Annotated in this window: 22 protein-coding genes; 17 read left to right on the forward strand and 5 right to left on the reverse strand. The window is 35.8% G+C overall.

From position 1 onward, the window contains the following. Positions 1 to 90: 90 nt before the first annotated feature. Complete coding sequence (locus ORI89_RS17235) at positions 91 to 2,106, reverse strand: BCCT family transporter (RefSeq protein ID WP_268231761.1); 2,016 nt, start codon at positions 2,104 to 2,106, stop codon at positions 91 to 93. A gap of 362 nt (positions 2,107 to 2,468) precedes the next feature. On the opposite strand from ORI89_RS17235, the gene ORI89_RS17240 reads away from it, so the two are divergent. After that, positions 2,469 to 3,818: a DUF5690 family protein gene (locus ORI89_RS17240; RefSeq protein ID WP_268231762.1), complete on the forward strand. Its 1,350-nt coding sequence runs from the start codon at positions 2,469 to 2,471 to the stop codon at positions 3,816 to 3,818. 16 nt (positions 3,819 to 3,834) lie between these two features. Further along, a complete protein-coding gene (locus tag ORI89_RS17245; protein WP_268231763.1) occupies positions 3,835 to 4,989 on the forward strand; it encodes a TIGR03364 family FAD-dependent oxidoreductase in 1,155 nt (384 codons plus the stop codon). Between the two features lie 67 nt (positions 4,990 to 5,056). Here the strand turns inward: ORI89_RS17245 and ORI89_RS17250 are convergent, their stop codons facing one another. Together ORI89_RS17250 and ORI89_RS17255 are read right to left on the reverse strand one after the other, a co-directional pair. Beyond that, the gene (locus tag ORI89_RS17250; RefSeq protein WP_268231764.1) at positions 5,057 to 5,614 is read right to left on the reverse strand and encodes a DUF4230 domain-containing protein; all 558 of its coding nucleotides are present in this window, start codon (positions 5,612 to 5,614) and stop codon (positions 5,057 to 5,059) included. A gap of 212 nt (positions 5,615 to 5,826) precedes the next feature. Then, on the reverse strand, positions 5,827 to 7,458 hold the full coding sequence (locus ORI89_RS17255) for an ABC-F family ATP-binding cassette domain-containing protein (protein ID WP_268231765.1): 1,632 nt from the start codon (positions 7,456 to 7,458) through the stop codon (positions 5,827 to 5,829). A gap of 154 nt (positions 7,459 to 7,612) precedes the next feature. On the opposite strand from ORI89_RS17255, the gene ORI89_RS17260 reads away from it, so the two are divergent. Next, the gene (locus ORI89_RS17260) at positions 7,613 to 8,788 is read left to right on the forward strand and encodes a tyrosine-type recombinase/integrase (RefSeq protein ID WP_268231766.1); all 1,176 of its coding nucleotides are present in this window, start codon (positions 7,613 to 7,615) and stop codon (positions 8,786 to 8,788) included. Positions 8,789 to 8,804: 16 nt separating this feature from the next. Here the strand turns inward: ORI89_RS17260 and ORI89_RS17265 are convergent, their stop codons facing one another. After that, positions 8,805 to 9,452: a helix-turn-helix domain-containing protein gene (locus ORI89_RS17265; RefSeq protein WP_268231767.1), complete on the reverse strand. Its 648-nt coding sequence runs from the start codon at positions 9,450 to 9,452 to the stop codon at positions 8,805 to 8,807. Further along, on the reverse strand, positions 9,452 to 10,210 hold the full coding sequence (locus tag ORI89_RS17270) for a hypothetical protein (protein ID WP_268231768.1): 759 nt from the start codon (positions 10,208 to 10,210) through the stop codon (positions 9,452 to 9,454). Before ORI89_RS17270 ends, ORI89_RS17265 begins: the two co-directional genes overlap by 1 nt. A gap of 120 nt (positions 10,211 to 10,330) precedes the next feature. Here ORI89_RS17270 and ORI89_RS17275 point away from each other — a divergent pair, with 120 nt between their 5' ends. The 14 genes from ORI89_RS17275 (at position 10,331) to dnaB (ending at position 20,675) form a co-directional block, all read left to right on the forward strand. Then, complete coding sequence (locus ORI89_RS17275; protein ID WP_268231769.1) at positions 10,331 to 10,939, forward strand: helix-turn-helix transcriptional regulator; 609 nt, start codon at positions 10,331 to 10,333, stop codon at positions 10,937 to 10,939. Continuing rightward, a complete protein-coding gene (locus tag ORI89_RS17280) occupies positions 10,917 to 11,177 on the forward strand; it encodes a hypothetical protein (RefSeq protein ID WP_268231770.1) in 261 nt (86 codons plus the stop codon). The genes ORI89_RS17275 and ORI89_RS17280 overlap by 23 nt, the downstream gene beginning before the upstream one ends. Continuing rightward, entirely contained in the window at positions 11,155 to 11,442 is a 288-nt protein-coding gene (locus ORI89_RS17285; protein WP_268231771.1) for a hypothetical protein, read from the forward strand. The genes ORI89_RS17280 and ORI89_RS17285 overlap by 23 nt, the downstream gene beginning before the upstream one ends. Then, on the forward strand, positions 11,442 to 11,672 hold the full coding sequence (locus ORI89_RS17290; protein ID WP_268231772.1) for a hypothetical protein: 231 nt from the start codon (positions 11,442 to 11,444) through the stop codon (positions 11,670 to 11,672). The genes ORI89_RS17285 and ORI89_RS17290 overlap by 1 nt, the downstream gene beginning before the upstream one ends. Positions 11,673 to 11,684: 12 nt before the next feature. After that, complete coding sequence (locus ORI89_RS17295) at positions 11,685 to 13,676, forward strand: AAA family ATPase (protein WP_268231773.1); 1,992 nt, start codon at positions 11,685 to 11,687, stop codon at positions 13,674 to 13,676. Positions 13,677 to 13,850: 174 nt separating this feature from the next. Further along, a complete protein-coding gene (locus ORI89_RS17300) occupies positions 13,851 to 14,912 on the forward strand; it encodes a recombinase RecT (protein WP_268231774.1) in 1,062 nt (353 codons plus the stop codon). 2 nt (positions 14,913 to 14,914) lie between these two features. Continuing rightward, entirely contained in the window at positions 14,915 to 15,649 is a 735-nt protein-coding gene (locus ORI89_RS17305; protein WP_268231775.1) for an MBL fold metallo-hydrolase, read from the forward strand. A 49-nt stretch (positions 15,650 to 15,698) separates the two neighbouring features. After that, positions 15,699 to 16,727, forward strand: a complete 1,029-nt coding sequence (locus ORI89_RS17310; RefSeq protein WP_326494326.1) for a nucleoid-associated protein — start codon at positions 15,699 to 15,701, stop codon at positions 16,725 to 16,727. Positions 16,728 to 16,737: 10 nt separating this feature from the next. After that, positions 16,738 to 17,190, forward strand: a complete 453-nt coding sequence (locus tag ORI89_RS17315) for a hypothetical protein (protein ID WP_268231777.1) — start codon at positions 16,738 to 16,740, stop codon at positions 17,188 to 17,190. Positions 17,191 to 17,386: 196 nt separating this feature from the next. After that, positions 17,387 to 17,737: a hypothetical protein gene (locus ORI89_RS17320; RefSeq protein ID WP_268231778.1), complete on the forward strand. Its 351-nt coding sequence runs from the start codon at positions 17,387 to 17,389 to the stop codon at positions 17,735 to 17,737. An 11-nt stretch (positions 17,738 to 17,748) separates the two neighbouring features. After that, positions 17,749 to 18,021 carry a hypothetical protein gene (locus tag ORI89_RS17325; protein WP_268231779.1) on the forward strand — a complete coding sequence of 91 codons (273 nt, stop codon included), beginning with the start codon at positions 17,749 to 17,751 and terminating at the stop codon, positions 18,019 to 18,021. Between the two features lie 69 nt (positions 18,022 to 18,090). Beyond that, complete coding sequence (locus ORI89_RS17330; RefSeq protein WP_268231780.1) at positions 18,091 to 18,264, forward strand: hypothetical protein; 174 nt, start codon at positions 18,091 to 18,093, stop codon at positions 18,262 to 18,264. Positions 18,265 to 18,267: 3 nt separating this feature from the next. Beyond that, positions 18,268 to 19,206 (forward strand): DUF4373 domain-containing protein, encoded by a 939-nt coding sequence (locus ORI89_RS17335; RefSeq protein WP_268231781.1) that lies wholly within the window; start codon positions 18,268 to 18,270, stop codon positions 19,204 to 19,206. Beyond that, positions 19,203 to 20,675, forward strand: coding sequence for a replicative DNA helicase (dnaB, locus tag ORI89_RS17340; protein WP_268231782.1), 1,473 nt, complete (start codon positions 19,203 to 19,205; stop codon positions 20,673 to 20,675). The genes ORI89_RS17335 and dnaB overlap by 4 nt, the downstream gene beginning before the upstream one ends. Positions 20,676 to 20,686 lie beyond the last annotated feature (11 nt).

A 20,686-nucleotide genomic window follows, 5' to 3' on the forward strand; every position in this document is an offset into this window, starting at 1 on the left:
ACAGCCTTATATTTTAGTGACTTTAAGAAAGTGTTCCTTTATGACATTTCTTTGGTTTTTTATTTCTAAAAACAATAGTTTATATCGAGTTTAACTTAGATTTTGCCCAAGGAATATTTCATTTTTTTGTTCTGCCGAGAGAGATATGAATCTTTCATAATGTTTCAAAACATCACTTATTAATTCATTTTTAGTAAAATATTGCACATCATAGCCTGAGCGGTTGTCTCCAAAGTAAGTCATTGGTATATATGTTGTATTGTCGGCAATTTCTGGTGCATTCTCTTCACTCATGAGGTAGTCCGATACGTTGTGCGATTTGATACGCACACCGTAGAGAAAATCGGCCATTTCTGCATGTTGAATTTTTACTTCAACATAGTTTTTAGCACCTTCCAGCTGTGTCTCCAGTGTAGCTGTAATTCCTTTGCTTTGAAATTCAGCAACTAATTCGCTGAATGCGGGCAGTACCATTTTTTCTAAAAATTGGTTAACATCTTTTTTTTCACTGTATGATACTATTTTTTCCAATCTATCTTTCCAATTCGTCCCTGACCAACTATTGGTTGCATGTGCTAATGGACGTTTATAATAATCTGTATCAATCGCTAAGCCTTTTAATAGACTGTAGCAAAACAAAATCATAATAATAGAGAAGGGTAAAGCTGTAATCAGCGTCATGGTCTGTAACGTTTCTAAACCTCCTGCATTGATAAGTACCAACGAAGTGAAGGCCAATAAGCAACCCCAGAACACGACCTGCCATTTCGGAGAAGTCAGTGCGTTTTTTGAAGAAATATTATTCATAACATAAATGCCCGAATCGGCTGATGTTACAAAAAATATGAAAATAATAATAATTGCGACGACACTCAGTAGATATTGTAAGGGGAAATTTTCTAAAAATTTAAACAACATTAGGTCTGCATTTCCCGTCATACTGCTTAGTGCGCCATGCAATTCATTAGTGTCTATCCATAGTGCACTGCTTCCAAAAACAGTCATCCATAAAAAATTAAAGAGAGTTGGTAGAATAAGTACTGCACCTATAAACTCACGAATGGTACGGCCTTTAGATATTTTAGCAATAAATAAGCCTACATAAGGTGACCAAGAAATCCACCATGCCCAATAGAGTATTGTCCAGTTAAAAAACCATTCTTGCCGGTTTGGCTCATATGCATGTGTATTAAAAGTTAAGCTAAAAAATTCATTAATATAGTAGCCTAGCCCTTCTGAGAAAGTTCCCAGAATAAATGTAGTTGGCCCAAATGCAAGAATAATGAGCATCAATATTATAGCACTAACAATATTTAGTATACTTAAGAATTTTAAGCCTTTGGTTAATCCACTCGTTGCGGACAGAATAGATAAAGTCATCACAAAAATGACGATAAGTACTTGGTAAGTGAAACTTATTTCGGGAATAATGCCTAGGTGTGCCAGGCCCGCAGTAAGCTGCATTACCCCAAAACCTAAAGTAGTTGTAATTCCGAAGAACGTGCTACATAGTGCAAACATATCGACAATGTCTCCAGCACGGCCTTCAATTTTATCTTTAAAAATAGGGTAGAAGCAACTTCTTAATGATAGTGGAAGGCGGTATCTATAGGAGAAATATGCTAACGATAAACCTACAACTGCATAGATAGACCAGGCGTGAATACCCCAGTGAAAAAAAGTATATAGTTGTGCGTCTTTAGCTCTTCTTACTAAAGGCAAGTCTGCGACTGAGTGATCCGTAAAATGTGCTAGAGGTTCAGCTACACTAAAGTACATTAAGCCAATACCCATACCCGCTGCAAACAACATACACACCCATGAGAAGAATGAAAATTCAGGTTTAGAGTCGTTGGCTCCCAATTTGATATTTCCGTATTTACTTAATACTAAGAAAAGCAAGAAAAAAACGAAAACTGTCACCACCATTACATACAGCCAGTTTAAGTTTTCGAAAAGTAGGTTTTTAACGATCGATAGGTAATGATTTGTCCCTTGAGGGAAGAATACAGAGAGTATAGTTGTACCTAGAATAAATATTAAACTGGGAATTATGATACCTGGAGTGAAGGTGCTTTTGGATTTTAGTTGCTTTAAGAATTGCATATATATTGCTTTGGTAACTACATTTTAGTAGTATTAAACATTTCATAAGTGCGCTAGGGAAGATTACTATATGAACCTACTATTTGTATATCCATCAATAAAAACCCAAACAGTTTGGGGGCGCACGACATACAAAAATTAAATATAAAAACTCTAATTTTTGTTTTGAGATCACAAATATACAAAAATATTTCCCTTTGTGAAATAATATTTCATAATAGGGGTGATCATTGCTTCTCTTCAGTGTTTACATTTCTCTTGATCTGTTTACAAATACTTAACAAATGTTTAGCGATTAGGTAATCTTTGAATTTTACTTTTGGATGCATAATTATTGTGCAGTAATACTAGAATTCAAATATATGTTAGTATCAGGTTTTTTAAGTAAGAGAATTTCACACTGGAGTAATAGTCAGATCACTCTTTTGATTGCCATTGCTGCATTTTGTTGTTATACGAGTATGTATGCTTTTAGGAAATCATTTACAGCAGGAGACTATGATGGTGAAATGTTGTTGGGTATGAGTTACAAAGTGTGTATGGTCATTACACAGATGTTTGGCTATTTGTTAAGCAAGTTTTATGGTATCCGTTATATTGCTGAAAGTACAAATAATAAACGTGGGCGTTCTTTATTGCTTTTGGTTGGTTTATCTTGGTTGGGGTTACTTGGTTTTGCTTTAGCTCCGAAACCCTGGAATATTATTTTTTTATTTCTCAATGGTCTGCCTTTAGGTATGATTTGGGGACTTGTTTTTAGCTATCTTGAAGGTCGCCGTCATACCGAAATTATGGGCGCTATTATGGCCGTAAGTTTGGTGTTTGCTTCGGGACTAGTAAAGACTGTAGGACGAATTTTAATGGATACTCTTTCCATCAATGAATATTGGATGCCTTTTTGTACTGGCCTTGTGTTCTTTCTCCCTTTTTTATTAACTGTTTGGCTTTTAGAACAGGTGCCGGCTCCATCTACAGAAGATAAAGCCTGTCGCACAGAACGTGTACCGATGGATAAGAGTATGAGAAGTAAGTTCTTAAAAACTTATTTACCAGGTATTGTTCTTACTGTAATTATTTATACCATGCTCACTATGCTTAGAGATGTTCGTGATAATTTTGAAATAGAAATATGGCATATGCTCGAAGTGAAAGATAATGGTATTTACGCTAAAGTTGACGGACTTATTGCGGTTGTTGTATTGGTCAGTTTAGGGTTACTTATCTTGGTTAAGAACAATTTAAAAGCATTTCAACTTATTCATGGTCAGATATTAATTGGTTTTGCTATCGCTGGGTTATCAACCTATCTCTTTACACAGAAATCTTTAGACGGTACGCTTTGGATGATCTTAGTTGGGCTAGGTCTTTACATGGCTTATATACCTTATAATGTTATCTTTTTCGAACGAATGATAGCTACATTTCGTGAGCGTGGTAATATAGGTTTCGTTATGTATATTGCAGACTCTATCGGATATTTAGGGAGCTTTAGTATTCTTCTCAATAAAGAGTTTATGCCGTCTCCAGTAGGTTGGGGTAGTTACTTTATCCAATTGGTGCTGATAGCATCTGTATTAGGGGTAACTTTGACTATAATTTCTTTTATCTATTTTACGCAAAAGAAAAAACAACATACTCTAGTTAGCTCTGAGGAAGTAAAGGCATGGTCCGTTTCAAATAATAAAGTGGAAATACAAATGAATATTAAATAAAAATAAGAGCTAAATAATGGCAGATAAAAAATATGATTTAATAGTAGTTGGTGCCGGCATTTTAGGTACATTTCAAGCATATCATGCATTGAAAAAGGGGCTTCATGTTTTACATCTTGAGAAAGATATTTATCCGGTAGGGTCTACGGTACAGAATTTTGGTCAGGTTGTTCCTTCGGGCATGGCCGACCGTTGGTTTGATTATGGTGTGCGCGGTTTAGACTTATATAGCTCTATTCAGAGTAAGTGCGACATTTCTATCCGCAATAATGGTAGTTATTATATTGCTTCTGATGCTGATGAGTTGAAAATAATCCATGAATTATCAGATCATTATACTACGAAAGGGTATGCACATGCTATGTATTCTAAAAAGCAGCTTCTAGATAAATTTCCTGATTTAAAGGCTGAATATGTTCAGGGAGCTATCGTATTTGAGCAGGAGCTAAGTGCCGAGCCTGATAAATTGATAACTCGTTTACATAGCTTTATGAAGCAAGAGTTTAAAAATTATGAACTGCATTATGATCATAGTGTAATAGATTGTGAATCTACAGGTGATACGGTAAAGGTACGAACCAATCAAGGAACGGATTTTATTTCTGCAAAGCTTATTATTTGTAACGGTTATGACTTTAAAACCTTATATAAAAAAGATTTTGAGAATAGCGGTTTAAAAATCAGTAAGCTTCAGATGATGCGTACTGTTCCTCTACAGAATATTAAATTGCCAGGCAATATTTTAACGGGGTTAACAATACGCCGTTACGAAAGTTTTGAAGCCTACTGTCCTTCTTTCCATACGGTAGAAGTTCCAGAGCATTATCGTGAGCTTCGGGAGCACGGCATTCATATTCTTTTCAAACAGGCTATAGATGGAAGTATTATTGTTGGGGATTCGCATGAATATGCTGATGTAAATAATTTTGCAGATTTGGGTTATGCCATTAAAGAAAATATTAACACTTTAATGATTAATGAAGCCAATCGTATTTTGCCTATAGATGCTTCGCAAATAACTACATCATGGGCTGGTTTTTACTCGCAGCATAGCGATCATATATTTGAGTTGGATAAAGATTCCAATATACATATAAGGACAGGAATAGGAGGGAAAGGAATGACTGCAAGTGCTGGTTATGCAGAATATTGTATAGATAGCTTGTTTTAAGGCAAGCTATAGTAGTTAAATTTAAAAAGGTCGAATAAACATTCGGCCTTTTTAAGTTTGTTTCGGATTAGAAATGTAGATTAACTTTTGTAAAGCCTAAGCCTTCTAATATAGGTTTGAATACATGTATGGCGTTTGCTTTCGTTTGATCTAGTATATCCGATTTGCGCACTTCGCGCTCTACTTCTTTTTCCGCAGCTTTAAAAGCTTCATCTACTAAAGTAGCTTCTCTAAAGAACGCCATTTTAGTATCATACACTTTCGATGCGCTATGGTCTATTTTTACATAGCAAATTTCGGGTTGTGGTAGTTGTATACTTACCGAATCGTTTTCAACAACAATATCTTCAGCCTTAAGTTTGGTTAAATCAATACAACCTACAGCGTCTGCTTTTACAATTAATAAGACGCTTGCATCAGGTAAAAACTGACTAATATTTTTGTGTTCCAATACATCGCTAAATCTATATTTTACAAGCTCCAGTTTACCCATTGATTCAATCCGTTCCAATAATATTTGATGCTTCGTCTCTGAACTTGGTTTGGCAGGCGTTCTAAAGAAAAGCGCCCACACTGCTACAGCAGTTATAGCTAGAAATAATATTACTTTTAAAAATCTCATCATAAAAATAGTAATTCAAATAATAGACCATTTTTACTAAAGTTATTGATTTTTATAATAAATATATATTATTCTAATTTATAGAATTTATAAAAAGAGTGTAAATAGTAGTTTAAGGTAAGAAAGCTGTTGTGTTTTCATTAAAAAGCAAAGTGCTTCATTATAAAATGAAGCACTTTGCTTTTTGCCAATCTGTCAGTGTTTTATCTGCTCAATTATTTTCTTCCGTACATTACTTCTCTTTGCTCTTGTACAGCTTCCGAGTTAATGTATTCGTCATATGTCATTAATTTATCAATAATGCCATTTGGTGTTAATTCAATGATTCTGTTGGCTACTGTGCCCGTCAATTCGTGGTCACGCGATGTAAATAGCATAGAACCTTTAAAATCGAGCATGCCGTTATTTAATGCCGTAATCGACTCTAGATCTAAGTGGTTGGTCGGTTCGTCAAAAATCAAGAAGTTTGCACCTTGTAACATCATTTTTGAGAACATACAGCGCATTTTTTCTCCTCCAGACAAAACAGATACCTTTTTCATGACCTCTTCACCCGAGAACAACATTTTACCTAAGAATCCTCTAATGAATTGTTCGTCTGCATCTGGCTTGGTAGTATAATTTCTTAACCAGTCGACCAAATTGTCATTATTGCCTTCAAAATATGCTGCGTTTTCAATAGGCATGTCGGTAGGGGTGATGGTTATTCCCCATTTAAACTCTCCACCGAAGTCGGTATCTCTGCCTGTTAAAATATCGTAAAAGGCTGTTGTAACAAGCGAGTTTTCTGAAAGTACAGCTACTTTATCGCCTTTATTTAACATTAGGCTGATATCTTTAAAGTAGACTTCTCCGTTTACTGTTTTACTTAAGCCTTCCAATTGCAAGATCTGGTCTCCAGGTTCACGATCCATTTGATTGAACATGATAGCTGGGTACTTTCTGTTGGATGGCTTAATATCTTCTACATTTAGCTTATCAAGTGCTTTCTTCCGGGAAGTAGCTTGTTTAGACTTGGAAGCGTTTGCAGAGAAACGACGTATAAACTCCTGTAATTCTTTAATTTTATCTTCTGTCTTTTTATTTTGATCACTTCGTTGTTTTAGTGCAAGTTGTGAAGATTCATACCAAAACGAGTAGTTTCCGGAGTAGATATTCATTTTTCCAAAATCAATATCTACGATATGGGTACAAACATGGTCTAAGAAGTGACGGTCGTGAGATACCACCAATACCGTGGCTTCATATCCGGCTAAAAAGTCCTCTAACCAAGCAATCGTGTTAATATCCAGGTCGTTCGTAGGCTCATCCAGAATTAAAATATCTGGATTTCCAAATAAAGCTTGGGCTAATAATACGCGGACTTTCTCATTACCATCTAGCTCGTTTAGAAGCTTAAAGTGTAATTCTTCTTTAATACCCAAGTTGCTCAGTAGGGTAGCTGCATTACTTTCGGCATTCCAGCCGTCCATTTCTGCAAATAAGCTTTCTAGCTCTCCTGCACGTTCTCCATCGGCATCTGAGAAATCTTCCTTCATATAGATGGCATCTTTCTCTTTCATTACCTTATATAGCTCTTGGTCACCCATCATCACTGTTTCGATGACAGAAAACTCATCAAAAGCATAGTGGTTCTGGTTAAGTACCGACATGCGTTCGCCAGGTGTAAAACTTACCGACCCTGTCGAAGGATCTACTTCACCTGATATAATTTTAAGAAATGTAGATTTACCTGCACCATTGGCTCCAATGATACCGTAACAGTTTCCAGAAGTAAACTTTAGGTTTACATCTTCGAATAGGACACGTTTGCCGAAGCGCAGCGATAGGTTGGATACATTTATCATCTATACCTGTTTTTTTTGTGATATTTTTATTTAAAATTATGATTATCAGTGCTCTTAACTTTATATTACTGATGTTTTGTTTTATTTCTTGTCTCAATTAAGCAGCCTTTATTGCTTATCTTTGCTGAAATTAATTTACAAATAATTTACAAGTATGGCTACCATTTCTGCTGTTATCCTGAAGCATCACAAGAAACAAGACGGAACTTATAATGTTAAGATAAGGATCACACATAGGGGCTCAACTGTTTACATCGACACCTCTATATATGCAACCCGTTCCGATTTGGACACAAAGGTACGATTAAAAAAAGTATTTATTGACTCATTTCTTACGAGCACTGTGAATGAATATAGGTCAAAAGTAAATTTGCTGGGAGCTAAGGTCGAATACATGACAGCTTCAGATATAAAAAATATTCTCAACGAGGATATTGGAATTATCGATATTATTAAATTTTGGGAAAAACATATAGAAGATTTGCACTCGGAAAAAAGAACTAATACAGCTGTTGGTAGAAATACTACATTGAATAGATTTAAAGAGTTTTGTGGTAGAAGTGTGTTTCCCATTGAATTGCTTACATCGAAAAAGATACGAGAGTATATAGATCATTTAACGAAAAAGCAGTATGCACCTTTAACTCTTATAAATTCTTTGTCCGATCTTAGGTTGGTATTTAATTTAGCGAAAGATCATTATAATGACGAGGAGCTAGGTTTGATTAGAATACCAACGTCTCCATTTTCAAAAATTAAAATGCCAGTAAAGAATGAGCCGGTAAAGAAAAACTTATCTATAGACACAATCAAAAAGATCAGAGATTTAGAATTGGTCAATGAAGGTGACATTCTTTCTCGTGATTTATTTATGCTATCCTTTTATCTGTGTGGAATTAATGCTAATGATTTACATGAATATCTTAATGATCCACATATCGAAAGGTTGGGCTATACCAGAAATAAAACGAAAGGTAGGCGTGTTGACAAGGCGTTTATCAGCATTAAAATTATTGAAGAGGCCAAGCCATTAGTTGAGAAGTATGCAGGGGTATTAGCTAAAAGATATGCGCGTTGCGCTGGTTTAAATAATAGATTGTACTTATCATACTCAAAAGTTATAGGCCCAGCGGTGGGTGTTCCGGATCTCACATATTATCATGCCCGTCATTCATTTGCTACCTTAGCCAGGAATGAATGTCGTTTTTCAATGGATGACGTGGGGATAGCGTTAAATCATAAGTCTTCAACAATAACAGATATTTACGTAGCTAAGGATTGGGATATCGTTGATGAAGTTCAGGAGGCGGTTGTCAGTTTGTTGCGATAACAAATAGAGCTTATATTTATTTTGCCTTAGCTACAGATTGCCCTGTTAATATGTAGTTGATATCCATATTGTAGTATTTAGCCATATATATTAAGATTTCTGTGCTAGGGAAACGGTGTCCATTCTCAATTCTTGATATTTGTACCGCAGTAGTGGGGATCCCATTTTCTAAATCAGTTTGTAAGATGTTATGTGATTTTCTAAAATCTTTAAATCTGATTCCAATCTCTCTTCTATCTGCTGCTTCTATTGTTTTCTTTTCTTCCATCTTTAATTCTAGTTTTGTTATTGAATACATTGTGTTGGATAACCATAAATATTTTGATGTTTTGAATATTTGATTACCCATTTGCTTAAAAAGATATTCTTCTACAATTGCATCACCCATGATGTCCTTTAAAACTTGATGTCTTGCTTCAACTACATCAAGGTCGTCATGTTGGTAATTTATATTTAATAGACCTAAATCTCCAGATGCTTTCCTGTTTATTAGACCCGGGGTATTAATCTCAATTATGTCAAGTCTTGCACTTTTTGGTTTAGGTTTTAAGTAAATGCCACCTAAAACTTTTGACTCTTTAGGAAGATGCTTTTCAATATGTGCTTTAATGATTTCAAAAACACGTAACTTAATGTTTTTATTCTTACTGAATTTAGAGTTCATTATTTAAGTTCTCTTTTAACAACATTATAGATTTGCATGATGTCATCGATGTGAACATCAAAATCAGGATAAGTTTCCTTATTAGGATTTAAAGAGCGCAATGTAATACAACCAGTTTCTAAACACTGTTTTGCAATCTGCTTTGCAACTATGCCCTCAGTCCTGTGTACGAAGATCCAGTTAGGCCATTGGTGATTATGTAATTTCGCTTGCCATAAATCCCTTTTTACTTCTCTACCGGTCGCAATAGTGCCATCAGGCATTGCTTCTTTTATATCTCCATTATCCATACTATCTCCGGATATTTCAAAAGCTCTGTATTTTCCTCTCACGTAACGATCTACAGTAATATAATGTTTAGGTAATTCATCAACATACTCTTTGTCTGCATAGCCGGTTAAATATCCTGCCTGTGCATAAACTGGGACTAATTCAACTCCCATTCTGTAGCGGCCTGGTGATATCTCTATGAACTTGTTATCACCATCTTCTTCATATATATCGGCAGGGCCAAGTTCTCTTGCATTTTGATTAATCCGTTTTATAGGGGCTGGATCATCACCAGTACCGAACACCTCCTGTTCATTTGTGTCGAATTTTGACAATATGTTGCTTACAGTTTCGCGTTCTAAAGAGTTAGATTTGAAATACTGATATACCGTTTGACGCGAAACACCTAGTATTTCAGCAGCTTTTGAAGCACCAATCTTACGAGAGCTTAAAAAATCTTTAAATTTTTCACCTTGATAATCAATCATTTATAAATAGTAAGTAAAATACTTATTGACAGTGTAAGTATTATGTTTACATTTGTACCATACGAACAAAACAAAGGTAATACAATAGTTTAAAATCAACAATCGCATAATAGTACCAATATGAACAAACAAAGGATATACGGCGGTATGATAGATAAGGGGATTGAGATTTGGGAGGATGAAGACACCAAAATACTATGGTGCTCCCATAATCGAAGACAGCACAGCTGGCCATTCTTTCCTCCAAACGTCGTAAATAAGATTAAGCAAGATATGCTCAATAACCCTGATAAGGTTGATTGTCTAAACAAATGGCCTAACCTAAGAAAAGAGGATAGAATGCATAGATATATGCTATGCAACTTCGGGGGGCTTGACGATAAGCCTGATTTCGATAAACATGGTAAAGTAAATCGTTCAGAATATTACGAGTGTGGATTAAGAGGTAAGTGTCAGTTTGAAGGAAAACTTTGTTCATCTATTAAAGTCGCTAATGGCTTTTTGAGTAGGTCTGAAATTGAAGTTCTAAAATTCATTCGATTGCCAGATAAATTGATAGCTGCGAAGTTAAATAGGAGCCCTGAAACAATTTCTAGTCACCTCCAAAATATTCGAATTAAAACAGGAGAGACAGATAAAGTGAATCTGGCATTATTCGCGCTAAGTATAGGAATAACATTATTTAAACCCGAAAAGTCAATCAAAAATGGAGATTATAAAATTAGATAAGCAGCCAACTATAACGGAGCACATTGATCAGATGAGCCCGAGTGGTGAATCAGTAAAACGTTTTCATTTACAACATATAAAAGCAGTGAGAGAGGCGGCAGGTCGTAAAATGAAACTTGAAAAACCTCAGTATAAGTATGAAACCAAAATTAATGCATCTGAAGGCTACGGTTATATCGAAGTAGTTGTGTCTTTAAAGAAGAAAGGAGCTGCAAATGAACAAGTTCAAAACAATTAATACTGTCGAGCCTGAGTTAGTTTCTTTAATGAATGAGGCAGCAGAGCTAGGGGCCATGAGGGCCTTGATGAATACGGGTAATGTAACTCAGTATATAACGAAGAGTGCTGCTTATAAGAGAATTGGTAGCCGCACAAAGGTTGATAAATGGATCGAAGCGGGGGTATTGAAAGTTTGCGCTGCCGGTATTGATCTGTCTGAATTATTAGCGATTGCCGCCAGTGCAAACTTAGCTACCTATATGCATAATAAAGTCTTGAAGTGATGTCAGTTTTTAAAGAAAAGCACCTGATAAATCTGGGATTTGTAAGGCATGAATGGAATGATGATGAATTTGGAAAGATAGTCGACCATAAGTTTGAGAATGCAGACGTCACTATTGAGATTACCAACCTTAGTACTGTAGAGTTAACGACTAGAGGGCAGTACGTTTCATTAAGTATGATAAATAGCAGCAAGAAGCTAAAACAATTAATAAATCTATTAACAAACTAAATAAATATTAAAATGAATATCCTAATCAAAAAACTTACAATGATTAACTTCAAAGGGGTTAAGAACTTTACAGTTGATTTCAATTTTATCACCAATATTTATGGTGCTAATGCATCTGGCAAAACAACCATTTTCGATGCTTTCACCTGGTTGTTGTTTGGTAAAGACTCTAGTGATCGCAAAGATTTTAATGTTAAGCCTTTAAATAGTTCTGGGTTAACTAAAAATCGAACTGAAAACGAAGTTTCAGCTTTGTTAGAAGTTAATGGTGAAGAAATAAGTATTCGTCACATTCAAAAGGAGAAGTGGACGAAAAAGAGAGGTGAAGAAGTAGCAGAGTTTACAGGAAATGAACACATGTACTTTTGGAATGATGTTCCTGTAAATGCAGGAGAGTTTCAAGCGAAAGTACATAGTATACTCCCTGAGAATGTTTTTAAATTAATTACTAATCCACTTTACTTTAATAGCCAAAAATGGCAAGATCAACGGGCTGTTTTATCTGAAATTGCTGGAGAGATAACCGACAGCTTCTTAATAGGTAAATATCCTGAATTAGCAGAGTTGTTAAATTCATTAGATGGTAAAACACTGAAAGAGTTCAAGGCAAAAGTGGCTTTGGAAAAGAAGAATTTGAAAGATTCTTTAGAGAGTATTCCAGCCCGAATAGACGAGGCTGAACGTGGAAAACCTGAGGCAATTGATGAGGCCACAATCCAGTCTCGCATCAAGGAGTTGGAGCATGAATACGAAACTCTAGAACAAGCAATTTTCGATAAAAACGCCGCGAATGAAAGTGAAAACACCCGTATTCAGGGCGTTCAAAGGGAAATACACCGATTGAAATTGGAAATTCAGAATATTGAAGCAAGCCACCGCTCTACTTATAATGCTGATGTTATTCAGGCAAGTTCAGGTATAAATGAAGATAAAGCAAAAGCATCTAGCCTTGAATATCAATTACGCGTGCAGGAGGGGCAGATTAAACAGTTGCAAACTTCGCATACTGATCAGATAGCTCGAATAGAACGTGATAAACAGGATATCAACGATCGGATGGCAAGTCTTAGAGTCTTGTTTGCTTCGGTAAATGGTCGCGAACTTAACCCTGAAGACAAAGTTTGTAAGGAATGTGGGCGCGAACATGAAGTGCATAATATCATCGAGTTACAAGCTAAGTTTGACGAAATCAAACGTAAAGAGCTTGAAGGGATAAATACACAAGGTGTAGGTCTTAAAAAGGATTTAGCTAATCGTGAAGCTGATATCGTGCAGGCTAAAGAGCAATTTGAAATTACTCAGAAGGCATTAGACAAAACTATCAATGACTTGAAGGTTGCGCTGGATGAGGTGAATGCACGTATAGCTCACGCGTCTACTAATACGGTTGAGGTTAAGTCGTATGAAGAGCGTGTAATGGAGGATGATCTTATCGCCCAAAAAACAGCTGAAATAACTCAGTTACAAGGACAATTGGAGTCTACTGAAATAGACTATGGAGATCTTAAAGTGAAGAAGGCAACTGTAAATGCTGAGTTAGATTCCGAAAAACGAAAACTTAATAATGCTGAGAGTATTGCCAAAGCTGATAGGCGCATCCAGGAATTGAAAGATCAAGAAAAAAACATGTCTCATGAATTGGCAACCTTGGAAAAACAGGAATTTGTGGCTGATAAATATGAGAAAGCTAAATCTGAGGAGCTTGAGAATCGTGTTAATGCAATGTTCAAGTATGCTAAATTCAAATTGTTCAAGCCATTAATAAATGGCGGAGAGGAGCCAACATGTCAAACAACTTATAGTGGGGTGCCGTTCTCAGATTTAAATACTGCAGCTAAAATTCTTGTTGGAATCGATATCATTAATACGTTGTCGGCTCATTATGGTGTAGTAGCCCCAGTATTCTTAGACAATCGAGAGTCTGTATCTGTGATACCTGATACTGCAGCTCAAACTATTAATCTAATTGTATCAGCTCAAGATGAAAAATTAAGGGTGGCGTAATGGCTAAGAAAATTATGACACCGCTTCCAAAAATACAGGCGGTGTCATGTTATAGTTGCAAATATATGCAACCGGGCGATCATCCAGCGATAATGTGGTGTGATAAAATTAAAATGCCGAGACCATCGGCAACACTTAAAAATTGTATTCATAAAACTTTAAAATAAAATCAAAATGTCTCAACAAGTAACAACAACTAATAATCAAGTAACAACAACTCAACTTTCACAGTCAGAAAGATTTACGGTGGCTGTGATGAAAGAATTTACTGCTAACGCAGGAGATGTTCAACTTACTAACTTCCAAAAGAAGCTAATCCAGAATTACTTCATCAAACTGGATATGACTTTGAAGGAAAATGAAGTAAAACGTCTTGCTAAATCGGATCAATATCGCGACCCTCTTGAGTTTATTTGGAAAAACGTAAATATGGCGCAATTGGCCTTGGATGTAGTTGCTTATTCTAGTATTGGCTTAGATCCTCTTCAAGACAATCATATTAATTTGATCCCTTACAAAAATAAGCGTTCTAATCAATTTGATATAGGTTTCATTATTGGTTATGAGGGAATGAAAATTAAAGCGGTGAAGTACGGCTTTGAAGTTCCGGATGATGTAATTGTAGAGCTAGTATACTCTAATGACATCTTTAAGTCCCATAAAAAAAATAAAGATAACCAAGTTGAATCATACGAGTTTGATATTGTGAATGATTTTGACCGAGGGGAAGTTATAGGAGGCTTCTATTATCATGTTTTCAGAAGTAACCCTGAGAAAAATCGTCTTAAAGTTATGACGATGAAAGATATTAATAAGCGTATTCCGAAGAATGCATCGCCTGAATTTTGGGGAGGTGAGAAGAAAAAGTGGAACTCTGAAGAAATGGAGCATATTGACGGCTGGTATGAAGAAATGATTGAGAAGATGCTTAAACGCGCTGCTTATAACTCCATCACTATCGATAGCGAAAAAATTGACGAACATCTTGTTAAGATGATGCAAGCCGAGTCAATTTCATTAGCTGGGAGCGATCAAACATTATTACAAGTAAAGTCTGATATCAGTACTAATGCTAACAAAATTGAATTGCAAGGTTTTGATGATGTACAAATAATTGAAGAGTCTAAAACCAAGTACCCTGAGCCTATGGCGGAAAATGCTCAAGATAGTGCGATGCAGCCAAATGAAAAGGCGTTTGAAGAAGAAAATGCTAATAGTCAAACTCTTGCTTTCTAAAAATGCGTCTTCACATTATAAATAGCAATAGTGATGGTAACTGCTACCTTTTCACCGACAATGAGGGGAATACCCTTATTGTCGAGTGCGGGGTACGTTTTGAGAAGATAAAGCAAGCAATGAACTTTGATTGTTCAAAGGTTGTAGGGTGTCTAGTTACGCATGAGCATGGTGATCATTGTAAAGGTGTCAAAGACGCTGTCAAGGCTGGACTCGATATCTATGCATCAGCCGGAACTATCAAAGGAATGAAAATGGATAGCCATCGATTGAATACGATTGAAAAAGGCGCTAAGTTCTCTCTAGGTCCATTTGATATTATTGGCTTTGATGTCCATCATGACGTTAATGAGCCTTTGGGGTTCTTGATTAGGCATGAGGAGATGGGAACTACATTGTTCCTTACGGATACTATTTACTGTGATTATACCTTTCCTGGTCTAACTAATGTGTTAATCGAAGCAAACTATAGTCAAGATATCATTGATGATAAATTATCTGACAATCGGTTTTTACGTAATCGAGTTATTCAGTCACATATGAGTGTAGAGACAGCTATCAAGACTTTAAAAGCTAATGATCTAAGTAAGGTTAATAATATCGTCCTCATCCATTTATCTGACAGGAACTCGGACGCTAAAGTCTTCAAAAAACGTATCGAAGATGCTACTTTAAAAACTGTCACTGTTGCTACTGCAGGATTGACAATTGACAATTTTAATATTTATCCATTTTAATCTTAAAACTATGTTTTTCCCACAAGACGCAATTATAAAGCATATTTCTGTGCACAGAGTAGGAAATAAGGCAAATGATGAATTTTATGTACTATCTGAAACACCACTAACTCTTAATGAGAAGTTAGAGGATTTATTTTCTAAATATCTCCTTGTACCTTTTATGAAAACAAACGAGGTATATAATTTCTATCACCTTTCATGTGAATTGAATTTAAATGAAGTATTCAATTTTGTGAATCGTTTCTTAGATGGTCCTGAGGAAATTTGTAATGAACCTGAATTTCATGAATTATCAAAAAATATTGCTAAGCATTTGTATGAATGCACTGATCATCCAAAACTAAAAGGGGGCGAACTGTATGTCGCTTATATCGAAGGGGTACAATTTGAGGGTGAGATACGCAATGCTATAGGCGTCTTCAAGTCTGAAAATAAGCAATCATTTTTAAAGGTATCTCCGGTTGTTGATGGGTTTAGCGTTGATTTTGAGTCTGAGGCTATTAATATTGATAAGCTGGATAAAGGTGTCATTATCCTAGATACAGATTCATGTAAAGGATATGATGTTCTTGTAATAGACGGAACATCTATTTCTGAATCTATTATTTGGAAGGATGATTTTTTGAAGGTAGTTGCTCGAAATGATAGCTATCAACAAACTTCAAATGTATTGAAGGTATATAAGAATTTCGTAGTTGATAAAATTGATGAAGTGTTTGACTTGGAGACAGCTGATAAAATCGACTTGTTAAACCGATCAATGCATTATTTTAAGAACAAAGAAACCTTTGATAGTACAGAGTTTGAAGAAGAGGTGATTCAAAGCGACAAGGCGATAGAGCTATTCCAAGAGTACAAAAAGGAGTTTGTGGAGGATTTTGAGGTTTCTATAGATGAAAGCTTCCCAATTTCTAATTCTGCGGTAAAGAAAATGCAAACTACATATAAGTCTGTTATCAAACTTGATAAAAACTTCCTTATCCAAGTTAATGGCAAGCGCGAATATCTAGAGAAAGGATATGACGAAGTAAAGGATATGAATTATTATAAACTTTATTACGATAACGAATCTTAATTTTTTCATTATGAATAGAACAGTTATTCCTAAACCAAGAGCAAAAGTTAAACTGACGAAAGCTCGTGAATATGCGATATTAAAAGATGTACAGTTTATTGGTACAGTTATACAAGTTGTGCAGAATAAATGGAGAGAAAACCTATTTGACACCGAGTTAAGGGGGCAAACATTAAAGAACTTTAGTAATCAAATCTATAAAGGAGCTCATGGGATGGAGCGCGAATTAAGAACTAAGTTTAATTTAAATGATCCAGAAGAATTAGAATATGAATTAGCAACCTCTATGGACCGTGTAATTTCTTTCTTTTGCTTGATGCCATCGGGCTTAATTAATTCTATAATGGACAGACTAGAAGCTGAAAAGAGAGCTATTGAGCTTGAGCACAATGGGGTTGTCCCTATGGAGGTGCAGCCAGATGTCTATGACATTGCACCAGAAAGAGAGGAAGTGCAAATATAGGGGTGAACATCTTGTAAAATAATACTCTTAAAAATAACTAAACCATTTGGTTAAGTTTGGGTTTTATTTTACATTTGACTATTCAATTGTATCGTCTCACATTTATACAATTTTAAAGACATTTTAGCCCTTATTAGGATGAACCGGAAGTGAGACGCTGGGGATTCCTGATAAGGGTTTTTTATTCATAATAGTTATGATAGTAGAACTTAAAAAGGTGAAAATTACCAAATCAATATTTAATCAATTATTGAGCCCTCAACTACATGCATTATGTAGAAATACAGATTATAAAATTCTTGGTTGGATATATGAGAAAGGCAAGAAATATATATTACTCTATAGAACTGATGATAATAGCCTCCACAAGTTACTTCCTATAACGAATATGGTAGTTGATCAACGTAAGCCGAATGTCGTGAACTTTAGTAAAGGTGGATATAGTATGTTGATTGAACTCTCTTCCATGAGTGAGGCAGTGAAGTGGATAGCTAGAATTAATGAAATTCTATATGAAGCACGGACAAAAGGGCAATTATATTTATAGATAGTGATGTTATGGAAAAGACAATAGAACAGATAAAGGAAGAAGTATCTAAAGAGCTTCTACACCCTTACAGAACTTGGACAGAAAATGCCCGTTTTTCAAGTGATGATAATATCAGTGTGCTTGAAGATTCGGGGGCGATTGACGAAGTAATGATCCGATACGCTTCGCAGTTTCAGAAGCAAAACGAGCTGTTAAGAGAGAGGGTAGCGGAGTTGGAGGATGATTTGAAGAAGTGTAAAAAGTTTAATAAAGCATTAAGGGGCAATAGTGATTGGGAATAATTTTTTTTTAATAAAGGTAAATAAAAATAGGGTGCTTGAGATTATTAAAAAACTAGAAAGGATAAATAGATGAAACTATTAAAATTATTAACGTACCTATACATCCCAATTTTCCTGCTAGGTGCCTTTCTTGCGGGGTTGGCAATAGTTATCATGACTATTGGCCAGCTGCTAATGTTAGAGACTGAAAGAGCTAAAAAAGGGTATAAATTTATGATGAGAAGTACATTTAGAGGAAGGTAAAAAATGGCAAAAGAATCATTCTATTTTAGTCACGATTATGGATCGAGAAACGATCCTAAATTAATGAAGGTTCTAATGAAATTAGGGCAAGAAGGTAAAGGTGTTTATTGGGATTTAATAGAAATGCTATACGAGCAAGGTGGTTATCTTATGCTATCGGACTGCGATAGCTATGCGTTCGCATTGCGCACTAGTGAGGAGTGCATTACTAGTCTTATAAATGACTTTGGGCTATTTGAAAATGATGGTGAAAAGTTCTGGTCAAATAGTGTTATGACAAGGCTTAATAAGAGAGAGGCTAAGTCACAAAAGGCAAAGGAGAGTGCGTTTAAAAGGTGGAATAAGACAGATTCTAATGCGAACGCATCAAATAATAATGCGAACGCATTGCAAACGAAAAGCGCACCCAATGCTATAAAGGAAAGTAAAGTAAAGGAAAGTAAAGTAAAGGAAATAGTAGAAGAAGAAGATAAAGAAGAAAATCTCGTCACCGACACCGACTATCCTTCGGATGATGCTATTATTCCTAAACCAAATGCTTGGGGAGCATATTCGTCAATGGATGATTTAGAAAAAGTTTTATTATCTCATTCTGCATGGCAAGCAGACTTTGGAAAGTCATTAGGTATTGAAAGTACGAATGATGTGCCAAAGTGGATAAAGAAGTTTTTCTCTTTTTGCAATGGATCTGGAAAGATTCACGAAAAAGAATCAGATGCAAAGTCTCATTGTCACTCTTGGACAAGGCGCCAAATTGAATTGGGAAAAACATTAGATACTTCAAACCTGGCTATTCCCCAAGAGACAATGAATGGCGATAAACCGAGTATTCCAGGGACTAAATCAGGGGAATTGATTGGTAAATGGATTTGGCTAAACAACGGGTGGAGAAATACAACAACTTTCACAGATCATCAAAAGCGCCGAAACGGATTGGTATGAAAAAAAGAGAATACAACAATTTAGGGAAATTGCCTCCAATGGCTTTGGATTTGGAAGAAGCTGTTTTAGGATCAATTTTGATTGAGTCTACTGCAATGATGTTTGTCGCAGATGTTCTTCGTCCTGAAATGTTTTACAAAGAATCTCATCAGTTGATTTACAAGGCTGCTCAGGAGGTTTCAATGTCAGGAGACCCTTTGGACCTGATGACTGTGATGCAGCAATTGCGCAGAAACGGTGATTTTGAAACGGTAGGGGGAGCTTTTTATTTAACTGGCCTAAGCGATCGGGTTGTTAGTTCTGTAAACATTGAATATCATTCTCGGATTATTGCTCAAAAATTTATGCAAAGAGAGCTAATCAGATTGTCTAGTACTACAATAAATGATTGCTATGATGAGACAAAAGACATTTTTGATATTTTATCAACTTATGAAACTGAACGAGATAATGTCGTCAATAACGTATCGTCTAGAAAGGAAGTGTCTCAGAAGAAAGCTGTTCGAGAAGTTTTAGAAGATATGGCTAGAAAAGCCGAAATGGGGGTTAAAGATGTGACAGGAGTAGACACAGGAGATAGTACTTTGAATTCATTGACAGGTGGTTGGCAACAGTCGGATTTGATTATTCTAGCAGCACGTCCAGCTATGGGTAAAACTGCATTCGCACTTAAAAAAGCGGTTAATGCAGCTAGAGCAGGAAATCCTGTTGCAGTATTTTCTCTTGAAATGTCGTATCAGCAACTTATTCAGCGGGTGCTCTCATTCGAGTCTGGAATTGCATTAGAAAAGATAAAAAAATTAAAACTTCAAGATCATGATTGGCATAAACTAAGCATGATGCAGGGTGAAATTGAAGATTTACCAATCCATTGGGATGATACTCCTGGATTATCACTCATTGAGCTTTCGGCAAAGGCAAAGAGGCTCAAAAGACAGCACGGGGTTAAAATGATTATCATTGATTATCTACAGCTCATAACGACTCAATCTAAGGATCGATATAACGCAGTTAGTGACATATCCCGCGCTTTAAAGGTGTTAGCAAAAGAATTGGATATTCCGGTTATTGCATTATCACAATTGAGTCGTGCTGTTGAATCAAGACCTGGTAATGGTAAGCGCCCAATGTTATCAGATTTGCGTGAGTCTGGTTCTATTGAACAGGATGCCGACATGGTAATGTTTCTATATCGACCAGAGTATTACGGTAATGTTGAAGATGAAGAGGGGCGATCAACTGCCGGTATGGCGGAGGCAATAGTTGCTAAGCACCGTAATGGCTCTACGGACACCGTTTTGTATAATTTCCAAGGAGCAACAACAAACTTCACTTCTTGGGATGACGATGGGTTCATAAGTCCAGAGATGATTACGGATTTTTCATTTATTAAGCAACCAATGGAGTTGCCGTCTAATAACGTGAATAAACATGCTAAATGGAATTTTCCAGAAGATAATGTTTTTTAATAAACCAAAAC

The organism is Sphingobacterium sp. UT-1RO-CII-1 (assembly GCF_026711005.1).
GTDB lineage: Bacteria > Bacteroidota > Bacteroidia > Sphingobacteriales > Sphingobacteriaceae > Sphingobacterium.

Coding starts and splice junctions, on each gene's coding strand:
- ORI89_RS17305 (WP_268231775.1), top strand. CDS start 14,915: ATGCGTCTTCACATTATAAATAGCAATAGTGATGGTAACTGCTACCTT.
- ORI89_RS17260 (WP_268231766.1), top strand. CDS start 7,613: ATGGCTACCATTTCTGCTGTTATCCTGAAGCATCACAAGAAACAAGAC.
- ORI89_RS17245 (WP_268231763.1), top strand. CDS start 3,835: ATGGCAGATAAAAAATATGATTTAATAGTAGTTGGTGCCGGCATTTTA.
- ORI89_RS17325 (WP_268231779.1), top strand. CDS start 17,749: ATGGAAAAGACAATAGAACAGATAAAGGAAGAAGTATCTAAAGAGCTT.
- ORI89_RS17275 (WP_268231769.1), top strand. CDS start 10,331: ATGAACAAACAAAGGATATACGGCGGTATGATAGATAAGGGGATTGAG.
- dnaB (WP_268231782.1), top strand. CDS start 19,203: ATGAAAAAAAGAGAATACAACAATTTAGGGAAATTGCCTCCAATGGCT.
- ORI89_RS17265 (WP_268231767.1), bottom strand. CDS start 9,452: ATGAACTCTAAATTCAGTAAGAATAAAAACATTAAGTTACGTGTTTTT.
- ORI89_RS17240 (WP_268231762.1), top strand. CDS start 2,469: ATGTTAGTATCAGGTTTTTTAAGTAAGAGAATTTCACACTGGAGTAAT.
- ORI89_RS17280 (WP_268231770.1), top strand. CDS start 10,917: ATGGAGATTATAAAATTAGATAAGCAGCCAACTATAACGGAGCACATT.
- ORI89_RS17270 (WP_268231768.1), bottom strand. CDS start 10,210: ATGATTGATTATCAAGGTGAAAAATTTAAAGATTTTTTAAGCTCTCGT.
- ORI89_RS17290 (WP_268231772.1), top strand. CDS start 11,442: ATGTCAGTTTTTAAAGAAAAGCACCTGATAAATCTGGGATTTGTAAGG.
- ORI89_RS17235 (WP_268231761.1), bottom strand. CDS start 2,106: ATGCAATTCTTAAAGCAACTAAAATCCAAAAGCACCTTCACTCCAGGT.
- ORI89_RS17250 (WP_268231764.1), bottom strand. CDS start 5,614: ATGATGAGATTTTTAAAAGTAATATTATTTCTAGCTATAACTGCTGTA.
- ORI89_RS17320 (WP_268231778.1), top strand. CDS start 17,387: ATGATAGTAGAACTTAAAAAGGTGAAAATTACCAAATCAATATTTAAT.
- ORI89_RS17285 (WP_268231771.1), top strand. CDS start 11,155: ATGAACAAGTTCAAAACAATTAATACTGTCGAGCCTGAGTTAGTTTCT.
- ORI89_RS17335 (WP_268231781.1), top strand. CDS start 18,268: ATGGCAAAAGAATCATTCTATTTTAGTCACGATTATGGATCGAGAAAC.
- ORI89_RS17255 (WP_268231765.1), bottom strand. CDS start 7,458: ATGATAAATGTATCCAACCTATCGCTGCGCTTCGGCAAACGTGTCCTA.
- ORI89_RS17295 (WP_268231773.1), top strand. CDS start 11,685: ATGAATATCCTAATCAAAAAACTTACAATGATTAACTTCAAAGGGGTT.
- ORI89_RS17315 (WP_268231777.1), top strand. CDS start 16,738: ATGAATAGAACAGTTATTCCTAAACCAAGAGCAAAAGTTAAACTGACG.
- ORI89_RS17300 (WP_268231774.1), top strand. CDS start 13,851: ATGTCTCAACAAGTAACAACAACTAATAATCAAGTAACAACAACTCAA.
- ORI89_RS17330 (WP_268231780.1), top strand. CDS start 18,091: ATGAAACTATTAAAATTATTAACGTACCTATACATCCCAATTTTCCTG.